At 45.7% G+C, this 25,146-nt stretch carries 18 protein-coding genes and 2 pseudogenes; all 20 read left to right on the top strand.

Annotated elements, in window-relative coordinates:
• Window positions 1–256: pseudogene (locus E4021_RS18220) on the top strand (hypothetical protein); the annotation flags it as partial.
• A gap of 366 nt (window positions 257–622) precedes the next feature.
• Complete coding sequence (locus E4021_RS17565) at window positions 623–2,269, top strand: hypothetical protein (protein WP_136460760.1); 1,647 nt, start codon at window positions 623–625, stop codon at window positions 2,267–2,269.
• Window positions 2,270–2,842: 573 nt separating this feature from the next.
• Window positions 2,843–3,973 carry a glycosyltransferase family 4 protein gene (locus E4021_RS17560; protein ID WP_136460758.1) on the top strand — a complete coding sequence of 377 codons (1,131 nt, stop codon included), beginning with the start codon at window positions 2,843–2,845 and terminating at the stop codon, window positions 3,971–3,973.
• Window positions 3,973–5,100 carry a non-hydrolyzing UDP-N-acetylglucosamine 2-epimerase gene (gene wecB, locus E4021_RS17555; protein ID WP_136460756.1) on the top strand — a complete coding sequence of 376 codons (1,128 nt, stop codon included), beginning with the start codon at window positions 3,973–3,975 and terminating at the stop codon, window positions 5,098–5,100. Before E4021_RS17560 ends, wecB (E4021_RS17555) begins: the two co-directional genes overlap by 1 nt.
• 386 nt (window positions 5,101–5,486) lie before the next feature.
• Window positions 5,487–6,593 (top strand): glycosyltransferase family 4 protein, encoded by a 1,107-nt coding sequence (locus E4021_RS17550; RefSeq protein ID WP_136460754.1) that lies wholly within the window; start codon window positions 5,487–5,489, stop codon window positions 6,591–6,593.
• Window positions 6,594–6,754: 161 nt separating this feature from the next.
• On the top strand, window positions 6,755–8,584 hold the full coding sequence (gene asnB / locus E4021_RS17545) for an asparagine synthase (glutamine-hydrolyzing) (RefSeq protein ID WP_136460752.1): 1,830 nt from the start codon (window positions 6,755–6,757) through the stop codon (window positions 8,582–8,584).
• Window positions 8,584–9,687, top strand: coding sequence for a glycosyltransferase (locus tag E4021_RS17540; RefSeq protein ID WP_136460750.1), 1,104 nt, complete (start codon window positions 8,584–8,586; stop codon window positions 9,685–9,687). The genes asnB and E4021_RS17540 overlap by 1 nt, the downstream gene beginning before the upstream one ends.
• A complete protein-coding gene (locus E4021_RS17535) occupies window positions 9,680–10,846 on the top strand; it encodes an O-antigen ligase family protein (protein ID WP_136460748.1) in 1,167 nt (388 codons plus the stop codon). Before E4021_RS17540 ends, E4021_RS17535 begins: the two co-directional genes overlap by 8 nt.
• A 58-nt stretch (window positions 10,847–10,904) precedes the next feature.
• A complete protein-coding gene (locus tag E4021_RS17530; protein WP_136460746.1) occupies window positions 10,905–12,017 on the top strand; it encodes a glycosyltransferase in 1,113 nt (370 codons plus the stop codon).
• Window positions 12,014–13,117 (top strand): non-hydrolyzing UDP-N-acetylglucosamine 2-epimerase, encoded by a 1,104-nt coding sequence (gene wecB / locus E4021_RS17525; protein ID WP_136460744.1) that lies wholly within the window; start codon window positions 12,014–12,016, stop codon window positions 13,115–13,117. Before E4021_RS17530 ends, wecB (E4021_RS17525) begins: the two co-directional genes overlap by 4 nt.
• Before the next feature lie 71 nt (window positions 13,118–13,188).
• Entirely contained in the window at window positions 13,189–15,312 is a 2,124-nt protein-coding gene (locus tag E4021_RS17520) for a bi-domain-containing oxidoreductase (RefSeq protein ID WP_136460742.1), read from the top strand.
• Window positions 15,309–17,237, top strand: a complete 1,929-nt coding sequence (locus E4021_RS17515) for an alginate lyase family protein (protein WP_136460740.1) — start codon at window positions 15,309–15,311, stop codon at window positions 17,235–17,237. Before E4021_RS17520 ends, E4021_RS17515 begins: the two co-directional genes overlap by 4 nt.
• Complete coding sequence (locus E4021_RS17510) at window positions 17,234–18,496, top strand: glycosyltransferase family 4 protein (RefSeq protein ID WP_136460738.1); 1,263 nt, start codon at window positions 17,234–17,236, stop codon at window positions 18,494–18,496. The genes E4021_RS17515 and E4021_RS17510 overlap by 4 nt, the downstream gene beginning before the upstream one ends.
• Before the next feature lie 52 nt (window positions 18,497–18,548).
• On the top strand, window positions 18,549–19,688 hold the full coding sequence (locus E4021_RS17505) for a glycosyltransferase family 4 protein (protein WP_136460736.1): 1,140 nt from the start codon (window positions 18,549–18,551) through the stop codon (window positions 19,686–19,688).
• 67 nt (window positions 19,689–19,755) lie between these two features.
• Window positions 19,756–20,382 carry an acetyltransferase gene (locus tag E4021_RS17500; protein ID WP_136460735.1) on the top strand — a complete coding sequence of 209 codons (627 nt, stop codon included), beginning with the start codon at window positions 19,756–19,758 and terminating at the stop codon, window positions 20,380–20,382.
• A gap of 45 nt (window positions 20,383–20,427) precedes the next feature.
• Window positions 20,428–21,564: a LegC family aminotransferase gene (locus E4021_RS17495; protein WP_136460733.1), complete on the top strand. Its 1,137-nt coding sequence runs from the start codon at window positions 20,428–20,430 to the stop codon at window positions 21,562–21,564.
• An 18-nt stretch (window positions 21,565–21,582) separates the two neighbouring features.
• The gene (locus tag E4021_RS17490; RefSeq protein ID WP_136460732.1) at window positions 21,583–22,800 is read left to right on the top strand and encodes a polysaccharide biosynthesis protein; all 1,218 of its coding nucleotides are present in this window, start codon (window positions 21,583–21,585) and stop codon (window positions 22,798–22,800) included.
• Window positions 22,801–22,802: 2 nt separating this feature from the next.
• A complete protein-coding gene (locus E4021_RS17485) occupies window positions 22,803–23,498 on the top strand; it encodes a sugar transferase (protein WP_136460730.1) in 696 nt (231 codons plus the stop codon).
• A gap of 8 nt (window positions 23,499–23,506) precedes the next feature.
• On the top strand, window positions 23,507–24,799 hold the full coding sequence (locus E4021_RS17480; RefSeq protein WP_136460728.1) for a glycosyltransferase family 4 protein: 1,293 nt from the start codon (window positions 23,507–23,509) through the stop codon (window positions 24,797–24,799).
• A 112-nt stretch (window positions 24,800–24,911) separates the two neighbouring features.
• Window positions 24,912–25,146, top strand: a pseudogene (locus E4021_RS17475) (IS256 family transposase); the annotation flags it as partial.

The raw sequence follows: 25,146 nt of genomic DNA, 5'->3' as shown, positions 1-25,146 counted from the left end.
CGGTCACCTCAAGGATGATCACCGCATGCGGCGCAACTTTTTGAGCGGAGAACTAGGCGATGCCGTCAACTGCCTGCTGGCCGGAGCGGCCTTCAACCTGGTCAAGCGCCTGAATCAGCTGAAAATGCTGCCGGTGATGGTCATGCTGAAGCTGATCCAGCTGGCGATGGCCTTCTTTGAAACCTGCGTAGAAAGGCTAAATGGAGTAACCCTACCGAGGGCCCACCAGCGCAGAATGGCGTTGGGAGCGATATAAGCCTAAACCAAACCGCTGAGTATCTTTTTCAGGGACGACTAAAGAATCCCAAACACATAACCATATTAGATATGCAAAAAAAAGTGCTGACCAGTTAAGGCAGAAATTTTATCTGCCAACAATTCGAATACAATAAAGCAAATACCCGCAATTTTTTATTCTCTTTATACCCAGAGTTAATTAGATAAAATAATCTGTGAGTTGTACTAGGCTTCTATTAGCCTTATCGATTTGTATATGATAAGGCCTCTTACAGCCCTAAGAAGGAGAAATATATTGATTGACAATAATGCAATTTTTCTACAGGTATCGTATTTTACGATTAGCCTTTAAACAACATCATTTTTATTACAATCTTTACATCATATGTCAAAAAAAATTACACTCGCCTATTCATCTTGGAAAGATGTAATCAAATTACATATTTTTCCGGTGTTAGCTACATTGGGGCACAAACTAGGTTATTCGTGGAAATCACTTGGAAGGTCATTTCTTGGGAAATCCGTTCTAATTGCACAGGCCAGCCATATATCTGGATCTTTTAATACGAAACAATCCGAAAAGAAACTTGACATATATTTCTTGTCAATGCTCGGAAACTACACCCATAATATCATGATTGATATAGCTCTAGCTTGGGGGTTGATCCAGCGCGGTCACAATGTGAGTATGGTACTGGACGATATGTGCCTGCCAATAACGGAGGCGAAAAGAAACGGGGAAGAAAACCGTTGGGACATTATTAGTGCTAGAGGATATTTATTTGGGAAGAGGTATTTCGACGCTGCGGGATTGAAAGTGATCTATCTCTCTGACGTAGTGGATAAAGAAGCTGAAGTTGATGTAACTGAATTTCAATCAATAGTAGATGCTAGTATTTTAAAGCATTACCGGGTCGGAGTAATATCTGAATCACTGCCAAATATTGAGTCAAAAAGAGATCTCATCAAAACATCGGTAGCGTATACATCTCAGCTTGGAAGCTATCTGCTGTCATTAAATCCTGATCGTATTATTTTAAATCATGGAATATACTCGACATGGGGCCCACCTTTTGAAATATTAAATAAACACAACATCCCAATAGTTACGTACAGCAAAACCAAAAGAAAAAAGACGGAGAAGTTTAATTGGAATTCCACTGCAGATTGGTGGGATGTTAGCGAAGAATGGGAAAGAGTAAGAGGAGAAGAATTGACAGTAGCCCAGCACCAAAAAATAGATAAATATTTAGCATCCCGGGTTAAACATGAAGATGATGTATTAGTATATAACTTTGGTGAGAAGGAATCCAAACAACAAACCTTTAATAGATTTGGATTGGATCCACTCCTACCTGTCTTTTCACTATTTACTAATGTATTGTGGGATGCGGCCTCTGCGCAACGAGAAATCGTTTTTGATAATCCTATAAATTGGGTGTTTGAAACAATTGAATACTTTTTAGATAAACCTCACATACAGTTAATCGTAAAAATCCATCCGGCTGAGGTGGTCATAGGTACCAACCAGCCATTCAGTGAGTTGATAAATGAACGCTTTGAATATATACCTGCTAATATCGTTATCATTGAACCCCAGGAAAATGTTAACAGCTGGTCCATTTATGAAATAACATCGATGGGGCTTGTGCATACAACAACGGCAGGTATGGAATTGCCATTACTTGGAATACCGTGTGCAGTCGTGTCTAGAACCCATTATCGAGGTAAGGGATTTACTATTGATGTAAATTCTAAAGAGGAGTACTTTAATTTGCTTTCTTCATACTCCCCAAAACAACCTGACAAGAATAAGTTAATGGCTTTATCAAAGCGTTATGCCCATCTATTGTTTGAAAGGTATCAAATACCATTCGAAATATTTGATGAAATCACATATACTGATGTTCGTTCATTTAACTTTGACAACATCAAGGAGCTATTCGAAATCCCGCACTTCGAATACATTATAGATGCAATAATTCATAAAAAACCCTTTCTAACGGATATCAGAATCGAAGACAAAAGGTAAATAAGGCCGCTTTGTTGTAGTTCTGGAAACTAACCAACTATGTTAATTCACATATCCTATTTGAATGATCAATAGGATTTAGAGTTTGTTTTATTTGGTAAGTTACTTGAATTGATTGGCATACTCCTCATGAAGTGTTTTGGGCGAAATGATATGATGCCCCACCAATGGTTCGGAAATTCAGCGTAAGAAGACTGCGTAATTCCGTTCGATACGACATATTTAGCGTATTTGATACATGATTGAATCTATTTTTTCAGTCTAGGCGCGAAAATTAGGAACATACTTGTTAAGTAAAGTTTCGATTTTACTTATTACACCGCCTTTTGGAAAAGTAAAGATACTTTAAAAATTTAGGCGGAAATTTGGTGCCGACAATCATATTAACTAAACATTTGTCACAACTCCTATTACTTATGCAAGTAGATGTACCTTCTAAAGGATTGTTCCCTTCAAAGATTACAACATCCTACGTGATCATTGCTGATTCCTTCTCTAGCTTTGTTGCAATAGTATTGTGAGAAAAGCCACATGAATGTAATTGAAGATAAATACTAAAAACGTAGATACAAGATGCACAGGAAAAAATTAAGAATTCTCGCCCCCTCAATAACCGACTTAAAATACTTTCCTCCATCCGCAACCTTTTTGAATTACCTTTCTGCTCAGGATAACACTGAGGTAGTGGTGCTATCATATCACTCTAACGAAAGCAGTTTTTCTGAAAGTGTCAAGGTGCGAAACATTTCAAAAACACCTTATCCTTCAATATTCATTGATAGATTAATAGCTAAAGTCAGATCATATTACCACTTTTATAAATATCTGCTTAAAAACAAACGAGAGGTAGATATAATATTCATAGGTATCTGGGATTTTAATTTTTTGAAGCAAATTGTTAAATTGATTAACTTTAAAGGTATAATAGTTTACCAATTTCATGAATTAGATCTATCTAAACTTCATTTGTGTAGAGATGCAGACTTTTGTCTAATACCTGAGGAGAATAGATTGTGGCTTACATACTTTTTGGGTAACCTTGGGAAGCTTCCTCTGTTATTACCTAACATTCCTAATACGCAATTAGGTGAAGCAGCGGTTGTGCCAGAAATAATTAATGAATTAAAGAGAGATAACAAAAAGATATTATTGTATCAAGGTCTTGTAAGTTTCAAAAGAAGATGTCTAGCAGAAATAATTGAAAGTCTAACACTTTCTAGCAATGAACTGCATCTCATAATTATGCCTGGAGCAAAGGCCGATCCTGCGGAACTGGGTAAAGTCAACACTTTAGCACTGCAACTCGGTGTAAGCGAAAGAGTCCACATTATAGCGTCTCTTCCCGCTCCCATGCATCTTGAAATAATTAGATATGCGGACATCGGCATTGGTCTTTATCGACCAACAAGCCTGAACCAGGTTTATGCTGCGCCTAATCGACTTTACGAATTTTCAAAATTTGGAATCCCTCAAATCTTGCCGGACTTCCCAATGTTTAAGGCTCTATCTGTGAAATTTCCATTTGCCGTAAATGTTGTGAATCCCGAATCGGCGGATGAAATCGCAACTGCACTAAATAATTTGTTAATAGAAGTCAACTATTCAAATGGCGTTGATATGTCAAATCGCTTTTTCTTACAGAATGGTGATTACTCCAATCTTGCGAATAAAGTCTGGAACGAAATTTTAAAAGGAATTATTTAATGATACGAATACTTACCATTATTGGAACCCGCCCTGAGGCCATTAAAATGGCCATGTTGGTAAAGGCATTGGACACGGTTAAAAGTTTTGAGCACCGACTTTGTGTTACAGCTCAGCATCGCGAAATGCTTGATCAAGTACTTGATTTCTTCGAAATTACTCCGGACTTCGATCTTGATGTAATGAAGCCAGGTCAGGATTTAACGGATATTACTGCCCGGGTTCTAACCGGTTTGAGAGATTTATATAAAATATATCGCCCTGATTTAATTTTAGTCCATGGAGATACTTCAACCTGTCTTGCTGGAGCTTTAAGTGGCTTTTACGCAGGAATCAAGGTAGGACATGTCGAAGCCGGACTTCGTACTGGAAACCTGCAGAGTCCATTCCCCGAGGAAGCCAATCGCGTGCTGGTTGGCCGCCTCGCTAATTTCCATTTTGCTCCTACGGAACGTAATCGAAACAATCTCTTGAATGAGGGAATTAATCCAGATTGTATCTCGTTGACGGGAAATACAGTAATTGATTCATTACGGCATTCCAGCCAAAAAGTCACCAATTTCTCAAGTGCTGTCAAGGATCAAGAATTAAAAACAATTTTTCAAAGTGGGCATAAAATCCTCCTCGTAACTGGTCACCGACGAGAAAACTTTGGTGATGGAATCGTAAACATCTGTAATGCTCTTGCGGAAATTGCACAAACCTATCCAGATTTATATTTGGTCTACCCCGTACATTTAAATCCAAATGTCCAAAAACCTGTGCATGACCGACTTTGTGATTACAAAAATATACATTTGACGGAACCATTAGACTATCCAGATTTTGTGTATGCAATGAAGCTGAGTTGGGCAATACTCACAGACTCGGGGGGAGTACAAGAGGAGGCCCCGTCACTGGGAATACCAGTATTAGTTATGAGAAGTACGACTGAACGTCCTGAGGCAGTTGATGCAGGAACGGTCAAATTAGTTGGGGCCGACCACAAAGCTATTGTAAATGGAATCAATGATCTCATGTGCTCCAGTTCACTATATAAAGATATGAGCAAAGCGAACAACCCATATGGCGATGGTAATGCGGTTGAACGAATAATCGCAAAAATTAAAGAAGTCTTTGTAATCTAAAGTTTCTTTACTTTCTTTCGGTTTTTGAAGAGGCAGATTGTTCCGTGTTTTAAATACTAAATTGAAGTCTTGTTTACCTGTTTGACAGCGACAATAGAGTTGTTAATTAGGAAATCTTATTTCAACAATATACGGATGGTAGCTCGCCAAAGTACCTTGTTTGAATATGGATGTCGTATGGCAGTACACCTTACCATAATACCATTTCGAAAATAAGGACAACTTTAAGAAAGCCCTACTTCAGGGTAAATTTGTGAAACGACCTATTAATCACCATATGCATGGTTCAAACAGGTTCAGCACTGTAATTCAAGGTTAAAGGTGTACACGCCTTTTAAGATTTATAGTTCTATACCTACTCATTTTACAATCATTTAAGTTAGCCAATGAAGAATGCTAAACCAATTTATATTGTTTCGTATTTAACTTATCGTGACAAGAAATCATTTGTTGGAGGGATTAGGCCTTATAAGTTATATAAATTTCTATCTGCTCAAGGATACAATGCTCATTTAATAACGCCAACTTCAGATACAGGTGAAGAAATGGTGATTCCTGAGTGGAAAGGACTGAGCCTAATAAATTCTCTAACTCGTGCCTTACCACCGGACCGTTTGCTATTTTGGTCATTGAGAGTAGCGAGAAGCTTACGTCAGCAAATTGGTAACCGTCCAGGAGTAGTCATCACATCGCTACCTCCACATAGTCTTGGATTAGTAGGACTTTGGCTCAAGCGATGGCTTCCTAACATTGAATGGATAGTCGATTTTCGTGATTTATGGACCAAAAATACCCTCTATGCCCCTCCTTTAACAAAGAGGTTTGTAGATCCAATCATCGAGCGGCGTTACTTCGACGTGGCGGATTTGGTAGTGCTCAATACATCTTGGGATCTCAGTCATAATCGGAGTTTATTTCCGAGTATTAAAGATAAATCTATATTTATCCGAAATGGCTTTGACAATTTAAGTGAAAGTATATTTGAAGAACGTTCAACTTCATTTATATATACTGGGGGTACGACAGCTGGTCAAGCTACCGTTGCAGTATCAACATTTTTGAGGGACATACATACTGAGCATGGTATTTCCTTTCAGTGTGATTTCTATGGAGAATATGATGATCACATGGATCAATCAGCGTATATAAACTACAAAGGCAAGGTAGAACCGGATGTTGTTTCCAAAGTACTAAGCAACTATAAATTTGGGTTTATATATTTACCGGTAAATAGTGAAGGAGGCGGACGTGTGGCGCAAAAATTCTATGATTATCTTGCAGCAGGCGTAATTCCTATTTGCTTTCGTGCATCACAGGAAATGAACGATATGATCCAGTCATTGGAGGTTGGAATATCAATACCCAATGAAGTCAATACCGCTAAGATTTTGGAAGCTATTGTTAATAGCTCATTTACGGTTAAGCCGGAGAAACTTGAGGAATACCGGCGTGAGTACCAATTCACAAAACTATTACCATTTTTGAATAAATGAATGGAAGCATCAACCTCAGTGTGCTACGGCAAAAGATGTTGGTTACACCTGCCTTGGAAGGGTGCTCCTATGTACATAAAACTTTCAAACTAGCAACCTATTGTAGGTGTAAAATCCAGTTCATCTGAAGTTTCAAATTTCTAAATACTAACCTAATATAAATGTGTGGAATCTTTGGTGTATTTAATCAATCAGCATCCAAGCGGATTGATCGTTTTGCAGCTAAACGTGCTATAGATGCAATTGCCCACCGCGGCCCTGATGCTGAGGGTATCCAATTTTGGGATGATCAACTTTGTTTAGGTCATCGGCGATTATCTATTATAGATCTCCATGTAGAAAGTAATCAACCTTTCAAATACGAGCACCTTTCGATCACATACAATGGAGAAATATTTAATTATAAAGAGTTAAAGTCGGAATTATTACAGGCTGGACATTCATTTAGAACAGCGTCTGACACAGAGGTTATACTCGTAGCTTACCTACATTGGGGACCGGAGTGCGTTAAACGCTTTAATGGTATGTGGGCATTTGCTATTTACGATGCAAACGACGATTCACTTTTTTGCTCCCGGGATAGATTTGGAATTAAACCATTTAACTACTCTTTCAAGGACGGCCGCTTTGTGTTTGCATCCGAAATTAAATCAATGATCGCCTTTGATTCTAAAGCGTTTAGGCGCGTCAATTATGGGGCAATTTCCAGATACTGCCGTGAGACAATCGGAGCTCAGTCGAAAGAAACCTGGTTCGAGGATGTTTACCGGTTACCACCGGCTCACAATTTGATTGTTTGTAGGGACAGCCACAAATTCGATAGATATTGGGAGTATCCTACAGAGGAGTTGCAAATTGACTACGAAACTGCCAAAGAGCAGTACCGGCATTTGTTTAAAACAGCTGTTGAATTAAGACTAAGAAGTGATGTGCCAGTTGGGCTCACACTTTCCGGTGGCGTTGATTCTGCTTCGATAGCTTGCCAAATATATAATGAACAGGCGGTAGGGTTCAATACATATACTGCAAGCTTTCCCGGTCACGGTTTCGATGAGTATCCTATTGCTGCCTCCCTTTCTCGTCAGCTCGGCATGAATTCGATTGAGGTCCAATTAGATTATTCAAATTATGTTACTGATCTAACGGATATAATTTATCATTTAGAATCCGGACATGGATCTCCAGCTATATTTCCATTATGGCATATAACTAAGCGGGCGAAACGGGATATAACGGTATTCCTGGAGGGCCAGGGAGCTGATGAACTGCTAGGAGGTTATGTAAATTCGATATTTGTTGATCACTTTATAGGGCTGATTAGAGCGGGGAAGTTTAATCAAGCTTTAGCGGAGGTAAATACTAGTCGCTCTGTCTGGGGAACAAAGCAGCTCCTAATGCTGTATTTGCGTCAAAACCTACCTCCCTACTGGAGGAAAAAATACCGACAATGGTCCGGGTTAGAAAATATTTACCAGAATGAATTAAACAGACACGACGCTTATGAATTCAAAAATGAAAATCACGTTACCGCTGGTTGTCTTAACCGGAGGCTAAAGATGCAGCACCAGACCGGTCTGGTTAATCTCCTTCATTATGGAGACGCTATTTCTATGGCGCATTCCTTAGAGAATCGGTTACCCTTTTTGGACTTCCGTCTTGTTGAATTTGTCTTTTCACTGCCCGCATCGTTTAAAGTTGATGGAGCAATCGGAAAAAAAATACATCGTGACGTGATGCGAAAATCTGTACCAGCTGCAATACTTGATAATCCCAAAAAACTAGGTTTTGTGTCCCCTTTAAAGCAAGTTTTTGCTAAAGGAACAGAAGCAGTTGATGTGGTATTATCTCGCCAATCTGATCACCCTGATATTTTTAACAATGATCAATTAATTTGTATGATAAATGAGCACCAGAGCAATAGTGCTAATCACGAACGGATTTTGTTCAAAATTCTTAATACCAAGCTTTGGTTCAATCACTTTGGTGGCTAATGGATAAAGTTCTTATAGTGCAATTGATTCTTCCTCACTATCGAAAATCCTTTTTCGATCTTCTTGTAAGAAATCAAACGCTAGATGTTTATATAACTGCTGGGAGCTCAAACGCCATTAAAGTTTTTGCACCTGATCAAGAGAAAATAAAAGATAATTTAGTAAACAAGTGGTTTAAAATATTTGGGCACACATTTTACTTTCAATTTGGACTTTTCCGATCGATTTTTACTCTTAAGCCATCCCACATCGTTTTTGGAGGACCTGACTTACATGTCCTATCTTCAATTTTAGCTTTTGTGTATTTCAGGTTTTTTTCTAAAATCCAGGTACACTGGTGGACACAAGGTCTAAAGAGAAATGAGGGGGGCTTAAAAAAATATCTTATCGCTTTATCTAATTCTGTCCTAATCTATGAGGATGAGGGAAAATCAATCATACAGAACGCAATAGCTAATTTTTCTAAACCGATAACGGTACTAAAAAACTCCATTTCCGATCAGGATTATGGGTTTCATGAGTCTATACCGTCGGGAAATTTCGATTCGCCTATATTTATGCTGCTGTTTTCAGGACGGCTAACCCAACCAAAACGATGTGATCTGGTAATAAAAGCTGTTAGTCTGTTAACACAAAAGGGAATACCGTGTATTTTAAACGTTGTGGGAGATGGTGAAACGCTTGCTGAAAACAAGAGACTCGCTTCCAGGCTTGGCGTGGAAGATAAAGTTCACTTTCACGGCGCGCTTTATGACAAGGATGTTATCCCGATATTCAAAAAAAGCGAGATTTTTGCGTTGCCGGGGAAAGTAGGGCTATCCATTGTACATGCATTATCATACGGCTTGCCCGTGATAACAACGAACGAGGATATCCATAGCCCAGAAGTAGCGATCTTGCAATCCGGTGTTAATGGGTCATTCTTTGAAGGCATGTCAGCCGAAGCTTTGTCGGAAGAACTATCTATTTGGTATGTTAGGTTAAAAAATAGTAATCAATATAGTAAAAAAGAAATTCAAGCGACGGTTAAATCCGCTGGTTACACACCGGAGCAGATGGCGGATAACTTTTTGAACCACTTTACAATTAAGCTAAATGCGTAAGGCTATTCATTATCCGGTTACAACTATTTTGTATTTTATTGCAGTTGCATTTACTGTCCTTAACCTGGGCGCATCCTTTTTAGGTATTCCGAACGTGGCCTTTTTGAGCTTGTTCATATTGACCATCAATTATCTTTTTTGGCGAACTTTTTCACTGCAACTACACAATAAGGTATCAGCGTTTATCTTATTTTTGACACCGTTATTACTACTTAATATTACGCTTTCGATAGAAGCAGCTAATACCGGTATATACTGGGCGCTATGGCTGATGTTCATTATCGCATTAGTGAAAATTATTAGTAAGATGACCCAGAACCAACTGAACTATATACTAAGGAATATCCCATATATTCTGCTCCTGGCAACTGTTTTACTGTATATAATTTTATTTCCCCATTTAAACCGGAGCTTGCCTACTAAAAACTCACTAGGACTCTTTGCCGCCGCAACACTAATATCTGCAATGAGCATAAAGCAACGCTTTAGGATGGTCATTGTGGCTTGCGCATCTATGTTTATTTTGCTGGCGTCTGACTCACGAAGTTCGTTGGCATTCGGGGTGGGGACCGTGGGCCTATACCTCATCAGTAGGGCTAGGCCAAAATATAGTTTCCTATACATAATTGCACTTGTTGCAGTGCTCGCTTTCCAGCAGCCGCTTTACAACCTTGTTGAAGAAAAGATGCTAAAAAAAGAGCTATATGCCACTAATCTTGATCAAGCAATAGAGAGCGCTCAAAAAGAAAGGACAGATCTTTTGATTGCGGGTTGGCAGCTATTTAAAGAAAGGCCTCTAGAGGGTTTTGGATTAAAGACCAAATATTATGAAGGGCGCTTAGAACTAACGCCCGGAGCCTCTGTACATGTGCACAATGGGTATCTCGGAACACTGATCGAAACGGGGTTATTAATTAGTCTGGTTGTACTATTATTTGTAATTAAAATTATAGTTAAAATATTTAAACTAATATTAGTAGCTTCCAAAGACTACGACAAAATATGGTTGTTTTTTATTGTTTTCGGCTTTATCAGGTCTTATGGGGAAAACTATCTATTTTTTAATATAGGAAATGTGTTTTCAATTATTTTTATTTTCCTTTGTTTGATAATTCTTTTCGGGGGGAAAAGACTTAGTCTATTGCCCCTTATAAAATAACCTTGTTATCGGATACATTCTCGGCATTGATGGACTAAACATACGAGCTGGAGGTGGATTGAAGCACTTACTCGAGTTGGTTAATAGTAAAATAAACGTACGTCAATTTGGATTTGATAGGGTCGTCCTATTTACCTCGCTAATTGATATCGGTGAGAAAATCCTAAATGAAGACGTTGATGTTGTGATTCTACCACGAGGCTCCAACCCAATAAGTAATTTCTTAATTCAGAAAGGTGCGCTTAAAAAAGCAATCACTGATTCCGCTTGCGATATTATTTTCTGCCCTGGTGGTACGGTACCTCCAATCGACCTACCTTATGTCTCTATGTCCCAAAATATGTTGGTGTTTGAGAAAAAGGAGCGCAATAGATTTCCCTGGGGTCCACTTAGGTGGCGCTATCAATTCTTACATTTTCTCCAATCCAGATCACTTCTACGGGCGACTGGCAATATTTTCATATCTGATTATGCCAAAGAGTACATCTGTACGTTGCTTCCTGCCTTAACAAATCTTCCATCCAGGGTAATTCCACTAGGCGCTAGCATGAAATTCAAGAAAGTGCCTAGAACCCAACTCTCAATTGAGGATAAATTAAGTGTCTCGGGTACATTCACTTTGACGTATGTTTCCATTGTAAATTATTATAAACACCAATGGAATGTAGTTGAAGCAGTAGCTCAGTTGAGGGCAGCAGGCTATCCGGTCACCTTAAAACTTGTTGGTCCTGTAATCAATGATGTAGTAAAACGACTTGCTCAGGCAACTGTAGGGAGAGAAGATTTTGTTGAGTACTTAGGGGCCGTTCCATACGAAGAAATTGAAGATATATATCATAATACTGATCTATTTATTTTTGCAAGTTCATGCGAGAATATGCCAAATGTTTTAGTTGAGGCGATGTCAGCCGGTTTGCCAATTGCCTCTTCTTCTTATGGCCCAATGCCGGAAGTTTTAAAAGACGGAGGTCACTATTTTGATCCTCTTGATATAAACGATATAGCGTCTGCAATTAAATATTTATTGGAGAATGCTTCGGAACGAATGGTGTTATCAGAAAGGGCCTATCGATACGCACAAGCATATACTTGGAGAGAATGTAGCGAACAAACGTTTACTTTTCTCAGTGAAATATTACGAAAAAAAGGCCAAACTACTAAACCCCAATGAATATCCTCTCCATCGTAGGTGCCCGCCCCAATTTTATGAAAGTGGCACCTTTACACCGAGCATTTACGGCTCATCCCAATATAACCTCCAAAATTTTACATACCGGCCAGCACTACGATGCCAAGATGTCCGACATCTTTTTTAATCAGCTCGGGATGCCTCAGCCAGACTTTCATTTGGGAGTTGGGGGGGGGAGTCATACCTGGCAGACGGCCCACGTTATGTTGAAATTTGAGGAGATTCTAACCGAAGAGCGGCCAGACGTCGTTTTGGTGGTCGGAGATGTAAACGCTACTGTTGCCTGTAGTCTGGTGTCGGTCAAGATGGGCATCCCCACGGTGCATGTAGAAGCCGGTTTGCGTTCAGGGGACCGAACGATGCCCGAGGAAGTAAACCGCATGGTAACGGACACAATCAGTGATCATTTATTTGTGACAGAGCATAGCGGGCTCGTTAATCTGGCGAAGGAAGGAGTGGCTGACTCAAAGGTTTCCTACGTAGGAAACGTGATGATCGATTCGTTAGTCCATTTTAGGGAGCAGGCAGCTAAGGATGATATCTTAAATGATTTAGGAACAACTCCTAAGGAATATATCCTTATGACAATGCATCGTCCGCATAATGTCGATGAGGAGTCTGGGCTGCGGGATATTCTGCAGATCATCCGGGATGCAACACGTCATATGAAGGTGGTTTTCCCGATCCATCCTCGTACGGCCAACAACTTTAAGAGCTTCGGCCTGATGGAAGAACTTAGGTCGGTTCCCGGCCTAGTACTCACCGAACCCCAGGGCTATCTGCAGTTTCTGAAGCTTATGGACAACGCTGCGGTGATTGTGACTGATTCTGGGGGAATCCAGGAAGAGACGACTTTCCTCCAAGTGCCCTGTATGACATTCCGTGATACGACCGAGCGGCCGGTTACGGTAGAGCTGGGGACAAACTTCTTGATGGCCGATCTTAACCCAGCTACGGTCCGAACGCAGTTGGATGATATTCTGCTCGGCAACGCCAAAGTAGGTACAATTCCTCCGCTTTGGGACGGCCATGCCGCGGAGCGGATCGCTAAGCGCCTTTGGACGCTGTACGGACACGAATAGGGTCGGCGGTCGCACAATTCATTGACTGCTATAGTGCAGACTTCCAATATTATAAGGCTCCAAACAACTTCATGAAGCAACTCATTCAAAATCTTAGGTCGGGAGAAACAATCTTGGAAGAAGTCCCGGTGCCTCGCCCCGGAAGCGGGCAGGTCTTAATCCGCACACGCCGTTCGCTCGTTTCTTTGGGGACGGAGCGCATGTTAGTGGAATTTGGGAAGGCAGGTTTGATGGCAAAAGCACGTCAACAGCCGGAAAAAGTGAAGATGGTGCTGGATAAGATCCGGGCGGAAGGCCTATTGCCCACCTTGGAAACTGTTTTTAATAAGCTAGGACAACCATTGCCACTTGGATATTGCAATGCCGGCGTGGTAGAGGCCGTCGGTTCAGACGTAAGAGGGTTGCAGGTAGGGGATCGTGTCGTATCCAATGGTCCTCACGCAGAATTTGTGTCCGTACCCCAAAATTTAGTTGCTCGGGTTCCCGATGGGGTGAGTGATGAGGAAGCGGCCTTCACCGTTGTCAGCGCGATCGGTCTGCAAGGAATTCGCCTGTTGAATCCCACCATGGGAGAAACCGTCGTTGTCTTCGGATTGGGTTTAATCGGCCTGATAACCGCTGAACTTTTGCTGGCAAATGGATGCCGGGTAATCGGTCTTGATCTGGACGAGGATAAGTTGCGGCTGGCGCGGGAAAAAGGAGTAATCACCTTGAGCCCCAGCACAGCCGATCTCGCCGCTGCCGCCGTTCAATTAACAGGAGGGGTAGGAGTTGACGGAGTAATTATAACGGCCTCGGCAAAGACGGACGCCATCGTTTCCCAGGCGGCGCAAATGTGTCGTAAGCGCGGCCGCATCGTACTCGTGGGTGTGGTAGGACTAAAACTAAACCGGGCTGAATTCTACGAGAAGGAGTTAAGTTTTCAAGTTTCCTGTTCCTACGGTCCGGGGCGGTATGACCCGGAATACGAAGAAAAAGGAACGGATTATCCCGTCGGTTTTGTTCGCTGGACAGAACAGCGAAACTTTCAGGCCATACTGGAAGCCATGGAACTTGGTCGACTTGATGTCAAGTCACTGATAACTGAAAGAGTACCCTTGGCCGAATATCGCCGGATCTACGATGATATTGGCACGTCCAACTCCATTGCATCAATTTTGGAGTATCCCGAAGGAGTGAGTGTAGAGCGTAGCGTAGTTGTAAACCCTACACCTTCTAAGGGAGGGGCAGGCGGCGCCGAGATTGGCATCATTGGCGCTGGAAACTTTACTAAGATGACGCTCCTACCGGCCCTTGACAAAACCAATGCTGATCTTGCATTTATTGCTGGCGCGGGGGGCGTCAATGCTACGGCGTTGGCAAAAAAGCACGGAATAAAACGTAGTACTACAGACTACCGGGAGTTGCTTGACGATCCAAAATTGGGGTGCGTATTGATTACAACCCGGCATCACCTGCATGCGCCCATGATTGCGGAGGTTCTTGGGGCCGGGAAGCACGCATTTGTCGAAAAGCCCTTGGCCATAGACCAGGAAGGGCTGGAAAAAGTCATGGCGGCTTATGAATCTTCTCCCGGCGGGCTCATGGTTGGTTTTAACCGACGATTTAGCCCCCATACCGAAAAGATCAAGGCAATGCTTGACCCGGCTGCACCAAAAAACATGATCGCCACGATGAACGCCGGCGCGATCCCTCCAGAAGTATGGGTACACGATATGCAGGTAGGGGGCGGACGACTGATCGGTGAAGCTTGCCATTTCATTGACCTATTGGTCTTTCTCAGCGGCAGTTTGGTAGTAGAGGTATGTGCCTCATCCCTCGGACAGCACGCCGAGGACAATACCGACAATGCAAGTATTCTGTTACGCTTCGCAAACGGTGACCAGGGAGTAATCAACTATTTTGCCAACGGTGATAAGTCATACTCCAAGGAGCGACTTGAGGTATACAGTCGTGGTGGAACCATTATAATGGACAACTTTCGCAAGACCCGCGCATACGGCGTGCAGGGATTTAGCAAATTATCCACCCGCTTGGACAAGGGGCACCGCACGCAATTCGAACGTTTAGTCAAGGGGGTGCGAGAAGATAACATCGAATTAATTCCATATTCAGAAATCATCAACGTCAGCCGGGCAGCCTTGGCCATTGTTGAATCCTTGAAAACGAAGAGCTGGGTCAGCGTTCCGTTATGATCGGAAAAGTTCGCAATGCGGTAAATCTCGCCCGCAACATGGGTCCCCGCTACGTGGGTTATCGCCTGTGGTACGAAACCAGCCGGCGAAGTGGATGGCTTCGCCGCCGCTTCCCCGTCAACCCACCTTCACGGACTTTTATTTCCCTCGCTGAATGGCGCCGTGACCCACCAGCATTTTTTTTTCAATCAAATGCCGAGCTTCAGTTCAATCGGCGATCGACTACCGATTTAGAGAATTACGTCGGGCGATTGGAAAAAGGCGAGTTTCGGTTCTTTTCCGCTGAATGGAAAAACCTGGGTATGGACTACGACTGGTGGACTAATCCGACAACGGGATACCGATATGAGGATCGGCACTGGACACAAATTCCGGATTACGACCCCGAAAAGGGCGACATCAAGTACGTATGGGAAAAGTCACGATTTGCCCATCTCATACCCATCATTCGCCTGAATTCCCACACTGGGGAAGATCGAAGCGAATCCGTTATTAGTGAAATAATTGACTGGATTGACCGAAACCCCATTAACCGTGGGCCAAATTGGCGGTGCAGCCAGGAAATATCCCTGCGGGTACTGAACTGGACGTTTGCACTATACTATTACCGGGATGCAACTGCACTCACCGAAGATCGGTTTTCCCGGATCATGCACGCCATTTACTGGCAAATTCACCATGTTTACGGCAACATCCATTTTTCCCGGATCGCGGTCCGGAATAACCACGCCTTGACGGAAACCCTGATGCTGGCCTTAAGTGGGTGGTTATTTCCGTTCTTTCCGGAAGCAAAAAAATGGCAAAAAGCGGGGGCGAAATGGTTCGTGAAAGAAGTGGAGTACCAAATCTATGCAGATGGTACCTTCCTGCAATTTTCTCATAATTACCATCGAGTAACGGCCCAGTTGCTCACGTGGGGTATTCGACTCGCAAACCTACACGGTGAACCTTGGCCGGAGATAGTATACCGTAAGGCTACTGCTACGCTACAATATTTATCAGCTTGTACGATTGATGAAAACGGCCATTTACCGAATTATGGCGCTAACGACGGCGCCCTGTTTTTCCCCTTTACCGATTCAGATTATAGAGACTACCGTCCAGAGTTGGGTGCATTGGCCGCGGTACTTCTAGATTCGGGAAGGAAGGAAGACGCGACCCTGAGTGTATATAGTCGATATGCCGCTGCCGCTGCGGAAGCGATCACTTGGTACGGCTTGAAAGGGAGCGCTTCTCCGCCAGACATGGTAGATGATCGACCAATGCTCACCGAATTTCCCGAGGGCGGGTATTATTTGATGCGGTCGTCACCGAATGATCTTACCTTTCTGAAATGCGGTAGCTACCGTGACCGTCCCTCACACGCAGACAACCTTCACATAGATATTTGGTATCGCGGTGAAAACATTATGCGGGACGCAGGAACCTATCGTTATAATGCAGAACCAGAACTGGTGCGTTACTTCAATGGCACCACTTCCCACAACACCGTTACGTTAGGGGAATATGATCAAATGAAAAAAGGTCCCCGCTTTATTTGGTTTCACTGGTCCCAAGCCCGGGCTAGAGACCTGTGGCAAGAGGATGGTACTCTACAGTTCAGGGGGGAGATCGAAGCATTTTCCGAACTAGGTCCTAATATCACACACACCCGGAAAGTCACCCATGACCCGAAAGGCCGGTACTGGATTATTCAAGATAACGTCGATCACATGACCGGCTTGCCTATTCACCAATACTGGAACCCGGGGCCTACTTTTTCTGATCATTTTGTAATGGTGGCTCGAGACGGTGATGGTAATGTGCTAGAGTGCGAAAAGTTAACCGGCCATTATTCTGGATATTATGGGAAAAAGATAGCGACGGAAGTGTGGCGCTTTTCTTCGTGGAAGAATGAAATTACTACAGAAATACGGCCCAGATGAAAATTTTATTGATTCACCAGTATTTTCTCGAAGAAGATGACGGAGGGGGATCGCGCTTCAATGAAATGACCCGGGTTTGGGCTGAACGGGGGCACGATATCGAGGTACTTGCGGGGATGATGCACGCTAATGCCCACGAAAAGAGACCGGAATACCGAGGTAAATATTATGTCCATAAAGTTCATAATTCAGTTTCCGTACTTCGCTGTCACGTCTCCGAGGCTTACAACCGGGGCTTTCTAGGGCGTCTGTGGGGTTACTTCTCTTTCGTTTTATCTTCGCTTTACGGTGGGCTGTTTAAAGTGAAGAAGGACTATGACATAATTTTAGTAACGTCTCCGCCACTATTCGTTGGCATCACGGCATTGCTGCTGTCATTGATACGGCGAAAACCTTTTGTTTTTGAAGTGCGGGACCTATGGCCCGAATCCGCCATCGATACGGGAGTATTGCGCAATGAAGTAATTATACGTCTTGCCTACTGGTTCGAAGCTCTGATGTATCGCAAGGCAAGTTTGATCAACGTTCTTACGCCTGCTTTTCGGACAACCCTGCTGAATAAGAAAGGCGTGCCGGCCGAAAAAGTGATTTTCATTCCAAATGCAGCGGATTTTTCCCTTGCGGAAAATGTTTTGTCCGACTTTGATCGGATGGATTTCCGTCGGAAGCGGGGATGGGAGGGCCGATTCGTTATTACCTACGTAGGAGCACACGGAGTTGCCAACCACTTGATCCAGTTGATTGAAGCGGCCGAGATCGTCGCTGATATACCGGTACACTTCGTCCTGATCGGCGATGGAATGGAAAAGCCTAACCTGCGCAAAGAGGTGAGCCGACGGGGGCTTAAAAATGTGGAATTTATTGATCCTGTCCCGAAAAGTGAGGTTTTTCGATACATCGCGGCGTCTGAATTCGGTGCCTCGGTTCTTAAACGGGTGGATACGTTCAAGACCATTTATTCCAATAAGACCTTTGACTATATGTCTTGTCGTCGGCCCGTACTTCTCCTGATCGATGGAGTATCTCGCGAACTGGTGGAAACAGCTGGTTGCGGAGTATATGCCGAACCGGAAAACATTGATGATATTGCTCGAAAAATCCGCGAAATATTTAGAACAACCGAGGAAGAACGAGCTGTAATGGGAGCTTCGGGGTATGCCCACGCCCGTACCCATTTCGACCGTGAAAAGTTAGCATTGGAATATGAACAAGCACTTGCCCGGGTATTGAGCAGTCAAAGGCAACACGTGAAGGTGTAAACCATTGAGCCGCAAGCCCTTTCTACTGCGAATCACTACCTCCGAAACTTCCTTGCGCATATTGCTGCATGGACAGTTGCGTTACATGAAGGATCACGGGTTTAACGTTGCGAGCATTTCAGCAAACAGCAATTTGTCCACGGAACCGCCATATGACTGGCCGCATTACACCGCTCCGTTAACCCGTCGGATCAGCCCGTGGCAAGACGTGCTGGCTATTTGGAGGTTGATCATCCTAATGCGCCAACTTCGACCGGATATCGTTCACACACACACTCCGAAAGCCGGGCTGATTGGTATGCTAGCCGGCCGATTGACGGGCGTACCCATTCGCATCCATACCCTTGGAGGTCTTCCACTGGTGACAGCCCGGGGAGGCACTCGCATGTTGCTCTGGCTCGCGGAAAAAGTTACCGGGTACGCAGCTCACCACATTTGGCCCAATGGACCAAGCCTACTTAGTGATGCGCGAAGATTAAGGCTTTTTCCGGAACGAAAACTAGACATTGTAGCGCACGGATCTTCGAACGGAGTAGATCTCGAGCAATTCTCTCCTGCGGCGGTATCGGAATTCCAAATAGGAGCGGTCCGTAAAGCTATTTCCTACTCGTCGGATGCAACATACCTGTTGTTCGTCGGCCGCGCCGTCCAGGATAAAGGTATTCCCGAACTGGTTCGGATGTTTTTGCCCCTGCTTGCCAATCGTCCTGAAGTGAGGCTGCTGCTGGTTGGGCCGATTGAAGAAGAACGCGTCGAGGAAATCCTTCCATCAGAAACGCGTGCCATTATTGAAAATACACCGGAAATCGTTCACATCCCCTGGTCGGATGAAGTACCCGCAATCATGATGATAGCGGATATGCTAATTTTCCCCTCCCACCGCGAAGGATTTCCAAACGTCCTTTTGCAAGCGGGCGCAATGGAGTTGCCTATTGTTTGTTCAAGTATACCCGGCAACATTGACATCGTCGATAACGGACGCACTGGCTATACATTTCCGGTCGGTAATGCGCTGGCCCTCTTAGATACTTTAGAGTATGCACTGGATCATCCGGAGAAGAGTAGAAAAATGGCTTCAGCGCTTCGGCAGGAAGTTGCCGGGAAGTTCGACCGCAAGATGATTCATGCGGAATTGTTAAAGCGCTATAGGGGATTACTACAGAATGCGGGCATTATGAACGAGCGAGAATAATCAAGGATCACCTTGCTTTGGAAAGATAGCCTGCACAATCTATGTTGATTTAGTAAACTACTGGTAAATTAAGACCCTCATCCTCATCGGCTATTCTGGCCATGCTTTGGTTGTCGCCGACGTTCTCTTAGCTTCGGGGAGGGAGGTCTACGGCTACTTTGAGCAAGAAAGGAAAGCGCTTGATCCTTTTGATTTGGAATATCTAGGCCAGGATACAATTGCTACCTTGCAGTCATTATCCGACAACACGGAACTCTTCGTAGCCATCGGCAACAATAACATTCGCAGGAAAGTAACGGAGCGGCTTCTGACCTGTGGCTGCAAGTTGGCAGCACCAGCGCTCCACCCCTCCGCCGCAGTATCATCTTTGACCTCGGTAGCGGCTGGCGTATTACTGGCCCCCTCGGTTACGGTCAATGCCCTGGCCGAAATCGCGACTGGCGTTATCCTGAATACATCCTGTACTGTTGAGCATGAATGCTTTGTCGGATCCTACGCTCACATTGCACCGGGCGCGATATTAGCCGGCAACGTGAGGGTTGAAGAGGGAGCTTTTATTGGTGCCAATGCCGTGGTCAAGCAAGGTGTTTGTATTGGTGAATGGTCTACCGTCGGTGCCGGCGCAGTAGTTTTGCAAGATGTTCCCCCCCGTACGACCGTAGTTGGCAATCCGGCAAGAGAACTCCGATCTTAACCCATCCCCCGGCCTTTATCTCCTTGGCCCTAATCCACTGCCCCTATGATCCCACTCTCCATCCCCCACCTCGCCGGCAACGAATGGAACTACGTTAAAGAATGCCTGGATACGGGGTGGGTATCCACCGCCGGAGCGTATGTAGGGAAGTTTGAAAATGCGATCGCCGAATTTACGGGCAGCCTGTACGCCATATCCTGTATGAACGGCACCGCCGGACTGCACACCGCCATGAATTTGCTGGGGATTGGTAGCGGTGATTACGTGATCGCACCTAACCTGACGTTTGTCGCTACCCTGAACGCGATCTCCTACACGAAGGCCGAGCCGCTGTTACTGGATATTGATCCGGAGGATTGGCAAATGGATCTGGATTTGCTGCAGCGCTTTTTGGAAGTGGATACTTACCTAAGGGACACGGCTTGCTACCTTAAAAAAGATGACCGGCGTATTGCCGCCATTATGCCCGTACACGTGTTGGGTAATATGTGTGATATGGACAGGCTTGCTGCGCTGGCGGATCGGTACCACTTGCCGGTGATCGAGGACAGCACGGAAGCCCTGGGGTCAACGTTTCGGGGTCGACACGCCGGTACCTTCGGGATCTTTGGTACCAGCAGTTTCAATGGCAACAAGATCATCACTACCGGGGGTGGCGGTATGATTCTTACCCAGGACGAAAAGCTGGCCGCTCACGCAAAGCACCTCACCACAACGGCGAAGACGGACCCGATGGACTATTTCCACGATGAAGTAGGCTATAATTACCGACTGGTCAATGTTTTAGCTGCCATCGGACTAGCCCAGATGGAGCAATTACCCGGGCTAATCGAGCGTAAGAAACACATGGATGCGTTTTACCGCAAACGACTTGACGGGGTAGGGGACATAAGCTTTCAGCGGGTAACCGAAGGCGTTGATCCCAACTGCTGGCTGTTCACTTTCCGGACGCGGCGGATGCGCGAATTGCTCAATTATTTGAACAAGCGTGGGGTGCAATCCCGTCCGTTCTGGACCCCGATGAACCAGTTGCCCATGTACCGGTCACTGCCCTATTATACCCAATCCGATCATGCGGCTCAGGTACACGCGACGGCCATCAGCATCCCCAGTTCGAGCGGACTTACGGACGGCCAGTTGCAGGAAGTCGTTGACACCATCAAGGAATTTTACCGGAATTAACTAGTATCCCCAGCCAGCATGAAGCATTTTAGCCTCAACCGATTCATCAAGCAGTACGTCACCGAGCGCGAAGAGAGCCTTTTTGCGGCTGATCTGGCGAAGTACCACCAGGACCTTGCCCGAGAAATTGACGGTAAATCGGCCCTCGTTATCGGAGGTGCCGGTACGATAGGATCTTCCTTCATTCGGGCCCTACTGCGGTTTAAGCCGGCTCGGCTCTACGTGGTCGATACCAATGAGAATGGCCTTACGGAATTGACCCGGGACCTGCGCTCCGCCGCCAACCTGAACGTACCGGATGACTACAAACCCTACCCCATTAATTTTGGCGACCCGGTCTTTGCCAAGATAATGGCTAACGAAGGCCCCTTTGATATCGTGGCCAACTTCGCGGCGCACAAGCACGTCCGCAGCGAGAAGGATCATTACTCCATTGAGGCAATGATCGACAACAACGTGCTCAAGGCACGTCACCTACTGGAACTGCTTCTGGCCTACCCGCCCAAGCACTTCTTTTGCGTATCTACGGACAAGGCGGCCAACCCGGTCAACGTAATGGGCGCAAGTAAGAAGATGATGGAGGAAGTCATTCTGGCTTATTCCGACCGGCTGAAGATCACCACGGCCCGCTTTGCCAACGTAGCCTTCTCCAACGGCAGTCTCCTGTTCGGCTTTATGGAACGGATGATGAAGGAGCAGCCGTTGAGCTCTCCGAGTGATGTAAAGCGATACTTCGTATCTCCCGAAGAATCCGGCCAGCTTTGTCTGCTGGCTTGTATTCTGGGTAAGAGCGGCGAGATCATTTTCCCGAACCTGAGGAAAGAGCAAATGCGGACCTTCTCCAGCATCGCGGAAGACTTTTTACGGGAGTACGGAAACTATACACCCACTCTGTGTGCTACCGAAGGGGAAGCTAAACGTCGGGCTGCGGAGTTGACCCCCGACAGCAATTCATACCCGGTGTACTTCTTTTCCAGCAATACCTCCGGTGAAAAGCAATTCGAAGAATTCTTCACGGAAGGGGAGGAAATCGACCGCGACCGCTTCGAGCAACTCGGGGTAATTTGTAATGCACCGCGCAAGTCATCCGGAGACATCGTCGTGATGTTTGCTAAGCTGGAGGCGCTGTTTCAGGATATGGAGATTGACAAGGCGGCGATCGTGAAACTGATTGCAGACTTCGTGCCTAACTTTGAGCACATCGAAACCGGTCGCTCCCTCGATCAGAAAATGTAGGCATGTACCGACTTATCAAGCGATTTTTCGATTTCCTGTTTGCGCTGTTAGCACTGCTATTACTCAGTCCCTTACTGATTCCGATCGTGATCGGACTGAAGTTAACGGGGGAAGGCTACATCTTTTATCTCCAGGAGAGGGTAGGGTACCGCAACCGGCTGTTCAAGATCTACAAGTTCGCGACGATGTTGAAGGACAGTCCGAACATGAAGGGTGGAATCATCACGACTTCCAGGGACCCACGGATCACGCCAATAGGCGGGTTTTTGCGGAAGTCTAAAATCAACGAATTGCCCCAGTTGCTGAACGTGCTGTTTGGCGATATGAGTTTCGTGGGGCCTCGTCCCGTGATGCAAAAGAGTTTTGACCAGTATCCGGAGCCGGTTCGGGCGGTCATCTACAACGTAAAGCCGGGGATCACCGGCATCGGAAGCATTGTGTTTCGGGATGAGGAACAACTGATCACACAGGTTCGCGACCAGGGTGGCGACACCTGGGCTTACTACCGCGACGTTATTTATCCACACAAGGGCATGGTAGAGCAGTGGTACCAGGCCAATCAGTCCTTCTGGGTAGACCTCAAGATTTTGCTGCTTACGGCCTGGGTTATCATCCAGCCTGACTCAGATCTCGTATACCGGGCGTTTCCGGAAGTGCCGATATTTGTCGCGCAGCCAGTGAATAAGCGGTACAATTGAATTTACTTTTGTCAAACACTTTAAGTACTCCCGTGCCGGCGGAAAAGATCCTCTTCCTCACTAACTACTTTCCGCCCCGACCCGCCGTCGCCGGCCGCCGTCTGGGCCAATTAGCCACCTGGGCCCGCAATCACTACAAAGAGGTGTTCGTTATTCGGGGCGATCGGAAATTTGACGGCGAAGATCTTCCGGGGATGCGGGTCACCGCCCTGCCCGCCCGAGACCTGCGGACGCTAGTGGGCGGTAAAGGACCCGCCGGAACCCTTCCCTACGGTAGCTACCGGCGGAAATTGTCCGGCCCGCTGCTGAGTCTCCGCCAGTCCTTTCCCTTCCTCTACCTTACTGAAGACGGTGGACCCCTATACCGCCGTGCCGCTTACCGGGAGGCCGTACGCCTCATCGGGCAGGAAGGAATCACAACGCTCTTTTCTTCCTTCCGGCCCTGGTCAGACCATCTGGTGGCCCGCCGGTTGAAGAACCGATTCCCCCATCTCCACTGGATCGCCGATTTTCGCGACCTACACGCGGACCCCGTCCGCCAGGACGTTTGGTGGCCTCGCCTGCAACGCTGGTGGGCCCGGCGGATCATTGCGAGTGCCGATGAAGTATGGGGCGTTTCCGAAGGACAGGTCCAGCACTTGCGCGATCTGCACCCCGGCGCAACCGTTCGCCGCAATCGGCTTATCGCCCTTCCCCCGGCCACCACTTCCCCCCACACCGATCGCTTCACCATTGTCTACACCGGTAGTCTGTATCCGGATTTGCAGTCGATTGAATCGCTAGTCAGGGCCCTAAATACCCTGGTAACTGCCGGTTCCGTCGATCCTGGAGATATTGAGCTGATCTATCGAGGTAAGGATGACACCCTCTGGGCCGAGTGGACCGCAAGCCTGCATCCCAGCATCAATTGCAATACGCGCTCCTACATTGCACCTGCGTCCGCGCAAAAAATGCAGGAGGAGGCGCAGTTGCTGCTGCTGCTAAACTGGTCGGCGGAGAACTACTACGGGGTGCTCACCGCCAAATTATACGATTACCTGGCTGCCGGCCGACCGATCCTGGCGCTGGTCAATGGCCCAACCGACCCTGAGCTGACCGAAATAATAGAGGGGACCCATACCGGTCGCACCTTCGCCACCCGGAAATCGCCCGCAGACTGGATTCTTGGCTGCTACCAGCAGTGGCGGGACGGCGGGGGGACGGTACCCTGGTCGGTTAACTTAAAGCGTATGGCCGAATATTTAGAGTCTGAACCCGTAGGTAAAAATACGGGAGTATCCAGGTCAGTTGAAACAACTTAGCTTACCGCTCTTCGCCGTCGCCACTCTCTTTCCCCGGTTGCTTTCCCTGAAACCGTTTCAAAAAGTGTGTCACGATAAGAACCAATAACTTTCGTAACACACTACAAGCACCATGGAAAACGAAGAATTCGATATGGAAGCCTTCCGCGAGGAGGCGATTAAGAAGCTACAAGCGGGCGAAGGCCTGCTGGGTGAGGGGGGAGCCTTCACCCCTTTGCTCAAGTCCTTTCTGGAGCAGGCACTGGACGGTGAGCTGGACGCTCACTTAGCCGATAAAGACGAACCAAATCGCAAAAATGGCCGTGGCAAGAAGCGCATCCGCACCTCGTTGGGCGAAGTGGAGATCG

It is taken from the genome of Neolewinella litorea, from assembly GCF_004803465.1.
Classification (GTDB): Bacteria; Bacteroidota; Bacteroidia; order Chitinophagales; family Saprospiraceae; genus Neolewinella; species Neolewinella litorea.
The sequence above is the reverse complement of the archived record's forward strand: the minus strand, read 5'-3'. Positions and strand labels throughout refer to the sequence as shown.

Excerpts from the sequence above, each read along its gene's own strand:
- E4021_RS17565 (WP_136460760.1), top strand. The coding sequence starts at position 623 with ATGTCAAAAAAAATTACACTCGCCTATTCATCTTGGAAAGATGTAATC.
- E4021_RS17560 (WP_136460758.1), top strand. The coding sequence starts at position 2,843 with ATGCACAGGAAAAAATTAAGAATTCTCGCCCCCTCAATAACCGACTTA.
- wecB (WP_136460756.1), top strand. The coding sequence starts at position 3,973 with ATGATACGAATACTTACCATTATTGGAACCCGCCCTGAGGCCATTAAA.
- E4021_RS17550 (WP_136460754.1), top strand. The coding sequence starts at position 5,487 with ATGAAGAATGCTAAACCAATTTATATTGTTTCGTATTTAACTTATCGT.
- asnB (WP_136460752.1), top strand. The coding sequence starts at position 6,755 with ATGTGTGGAATCTTTGGTGTATTTAATCAATCAGCATCCAAGCGGATT.
- E4021_RS17540 (WP_136460750.1), top strand. The coding sequence starts at position 8,584 with ATGGATAAAGTTCTTATAGTGCAATTGATTCTTCCTCACTATCGAAAA.
- E4021_RS17535 (WP_136460748.1), top strand. The coding sequence starts at position 9,680 with ATGCGTAAGGCTATTCATTATCCGGTTACAACTATTTTGTATTTTATT.
- wecB (WP_136460744.1), top strand. The coding sequence starts at position 12,014 with ATGAATATCCTCTCCATCGTAGGTGCCCGCCCCAATTTTATGAAAGTG.
- E4021_RS17520 (WP_136460742.1), top strand. The coding sequence starts at position 13,189 with ATGAAGCAACTCATTCAAAATCTTAGGTCGGGAGAAACAATCTTGGAA.
- E4021_RS17515 (WP_136460740.1), top strand. The coding sequence starts at position 15,309 with ATGATCGGAAAAGTTCGCAATGCGGTAAATCTCGCCCGCAACATGGGT.
- E4021_RS17510 (WP_136460738.1), top strand. The coding sequence starts at position 17,234 with ATGAAAATTTTATTGATTCACCAGTATTTTCTCGAAGAAGATGACGGA.
- E4021_RS17495 (WP_136460733.1), top strand. The coding sequence starts at position 20,428 with ATGATCCCACTCTCCATCCCCCACCTCGCCGGCAACGAATGGAACTAC.
- E4021_RS17490 (WP_136460732.1), top strand. The coding sequence starts at position 21,583 with ATGAAGCATTTTAGCCTCAACCGATTCATCAAGCAGTACGTCACCGAG.
- E4021_RS17485 (WP_136460730.1), top strand. The coding sequence starts at position 22,803 with ATGTACCGACTTATCAAGCGATTTTTCGATTTCCTGTTTGCGCTGTTA.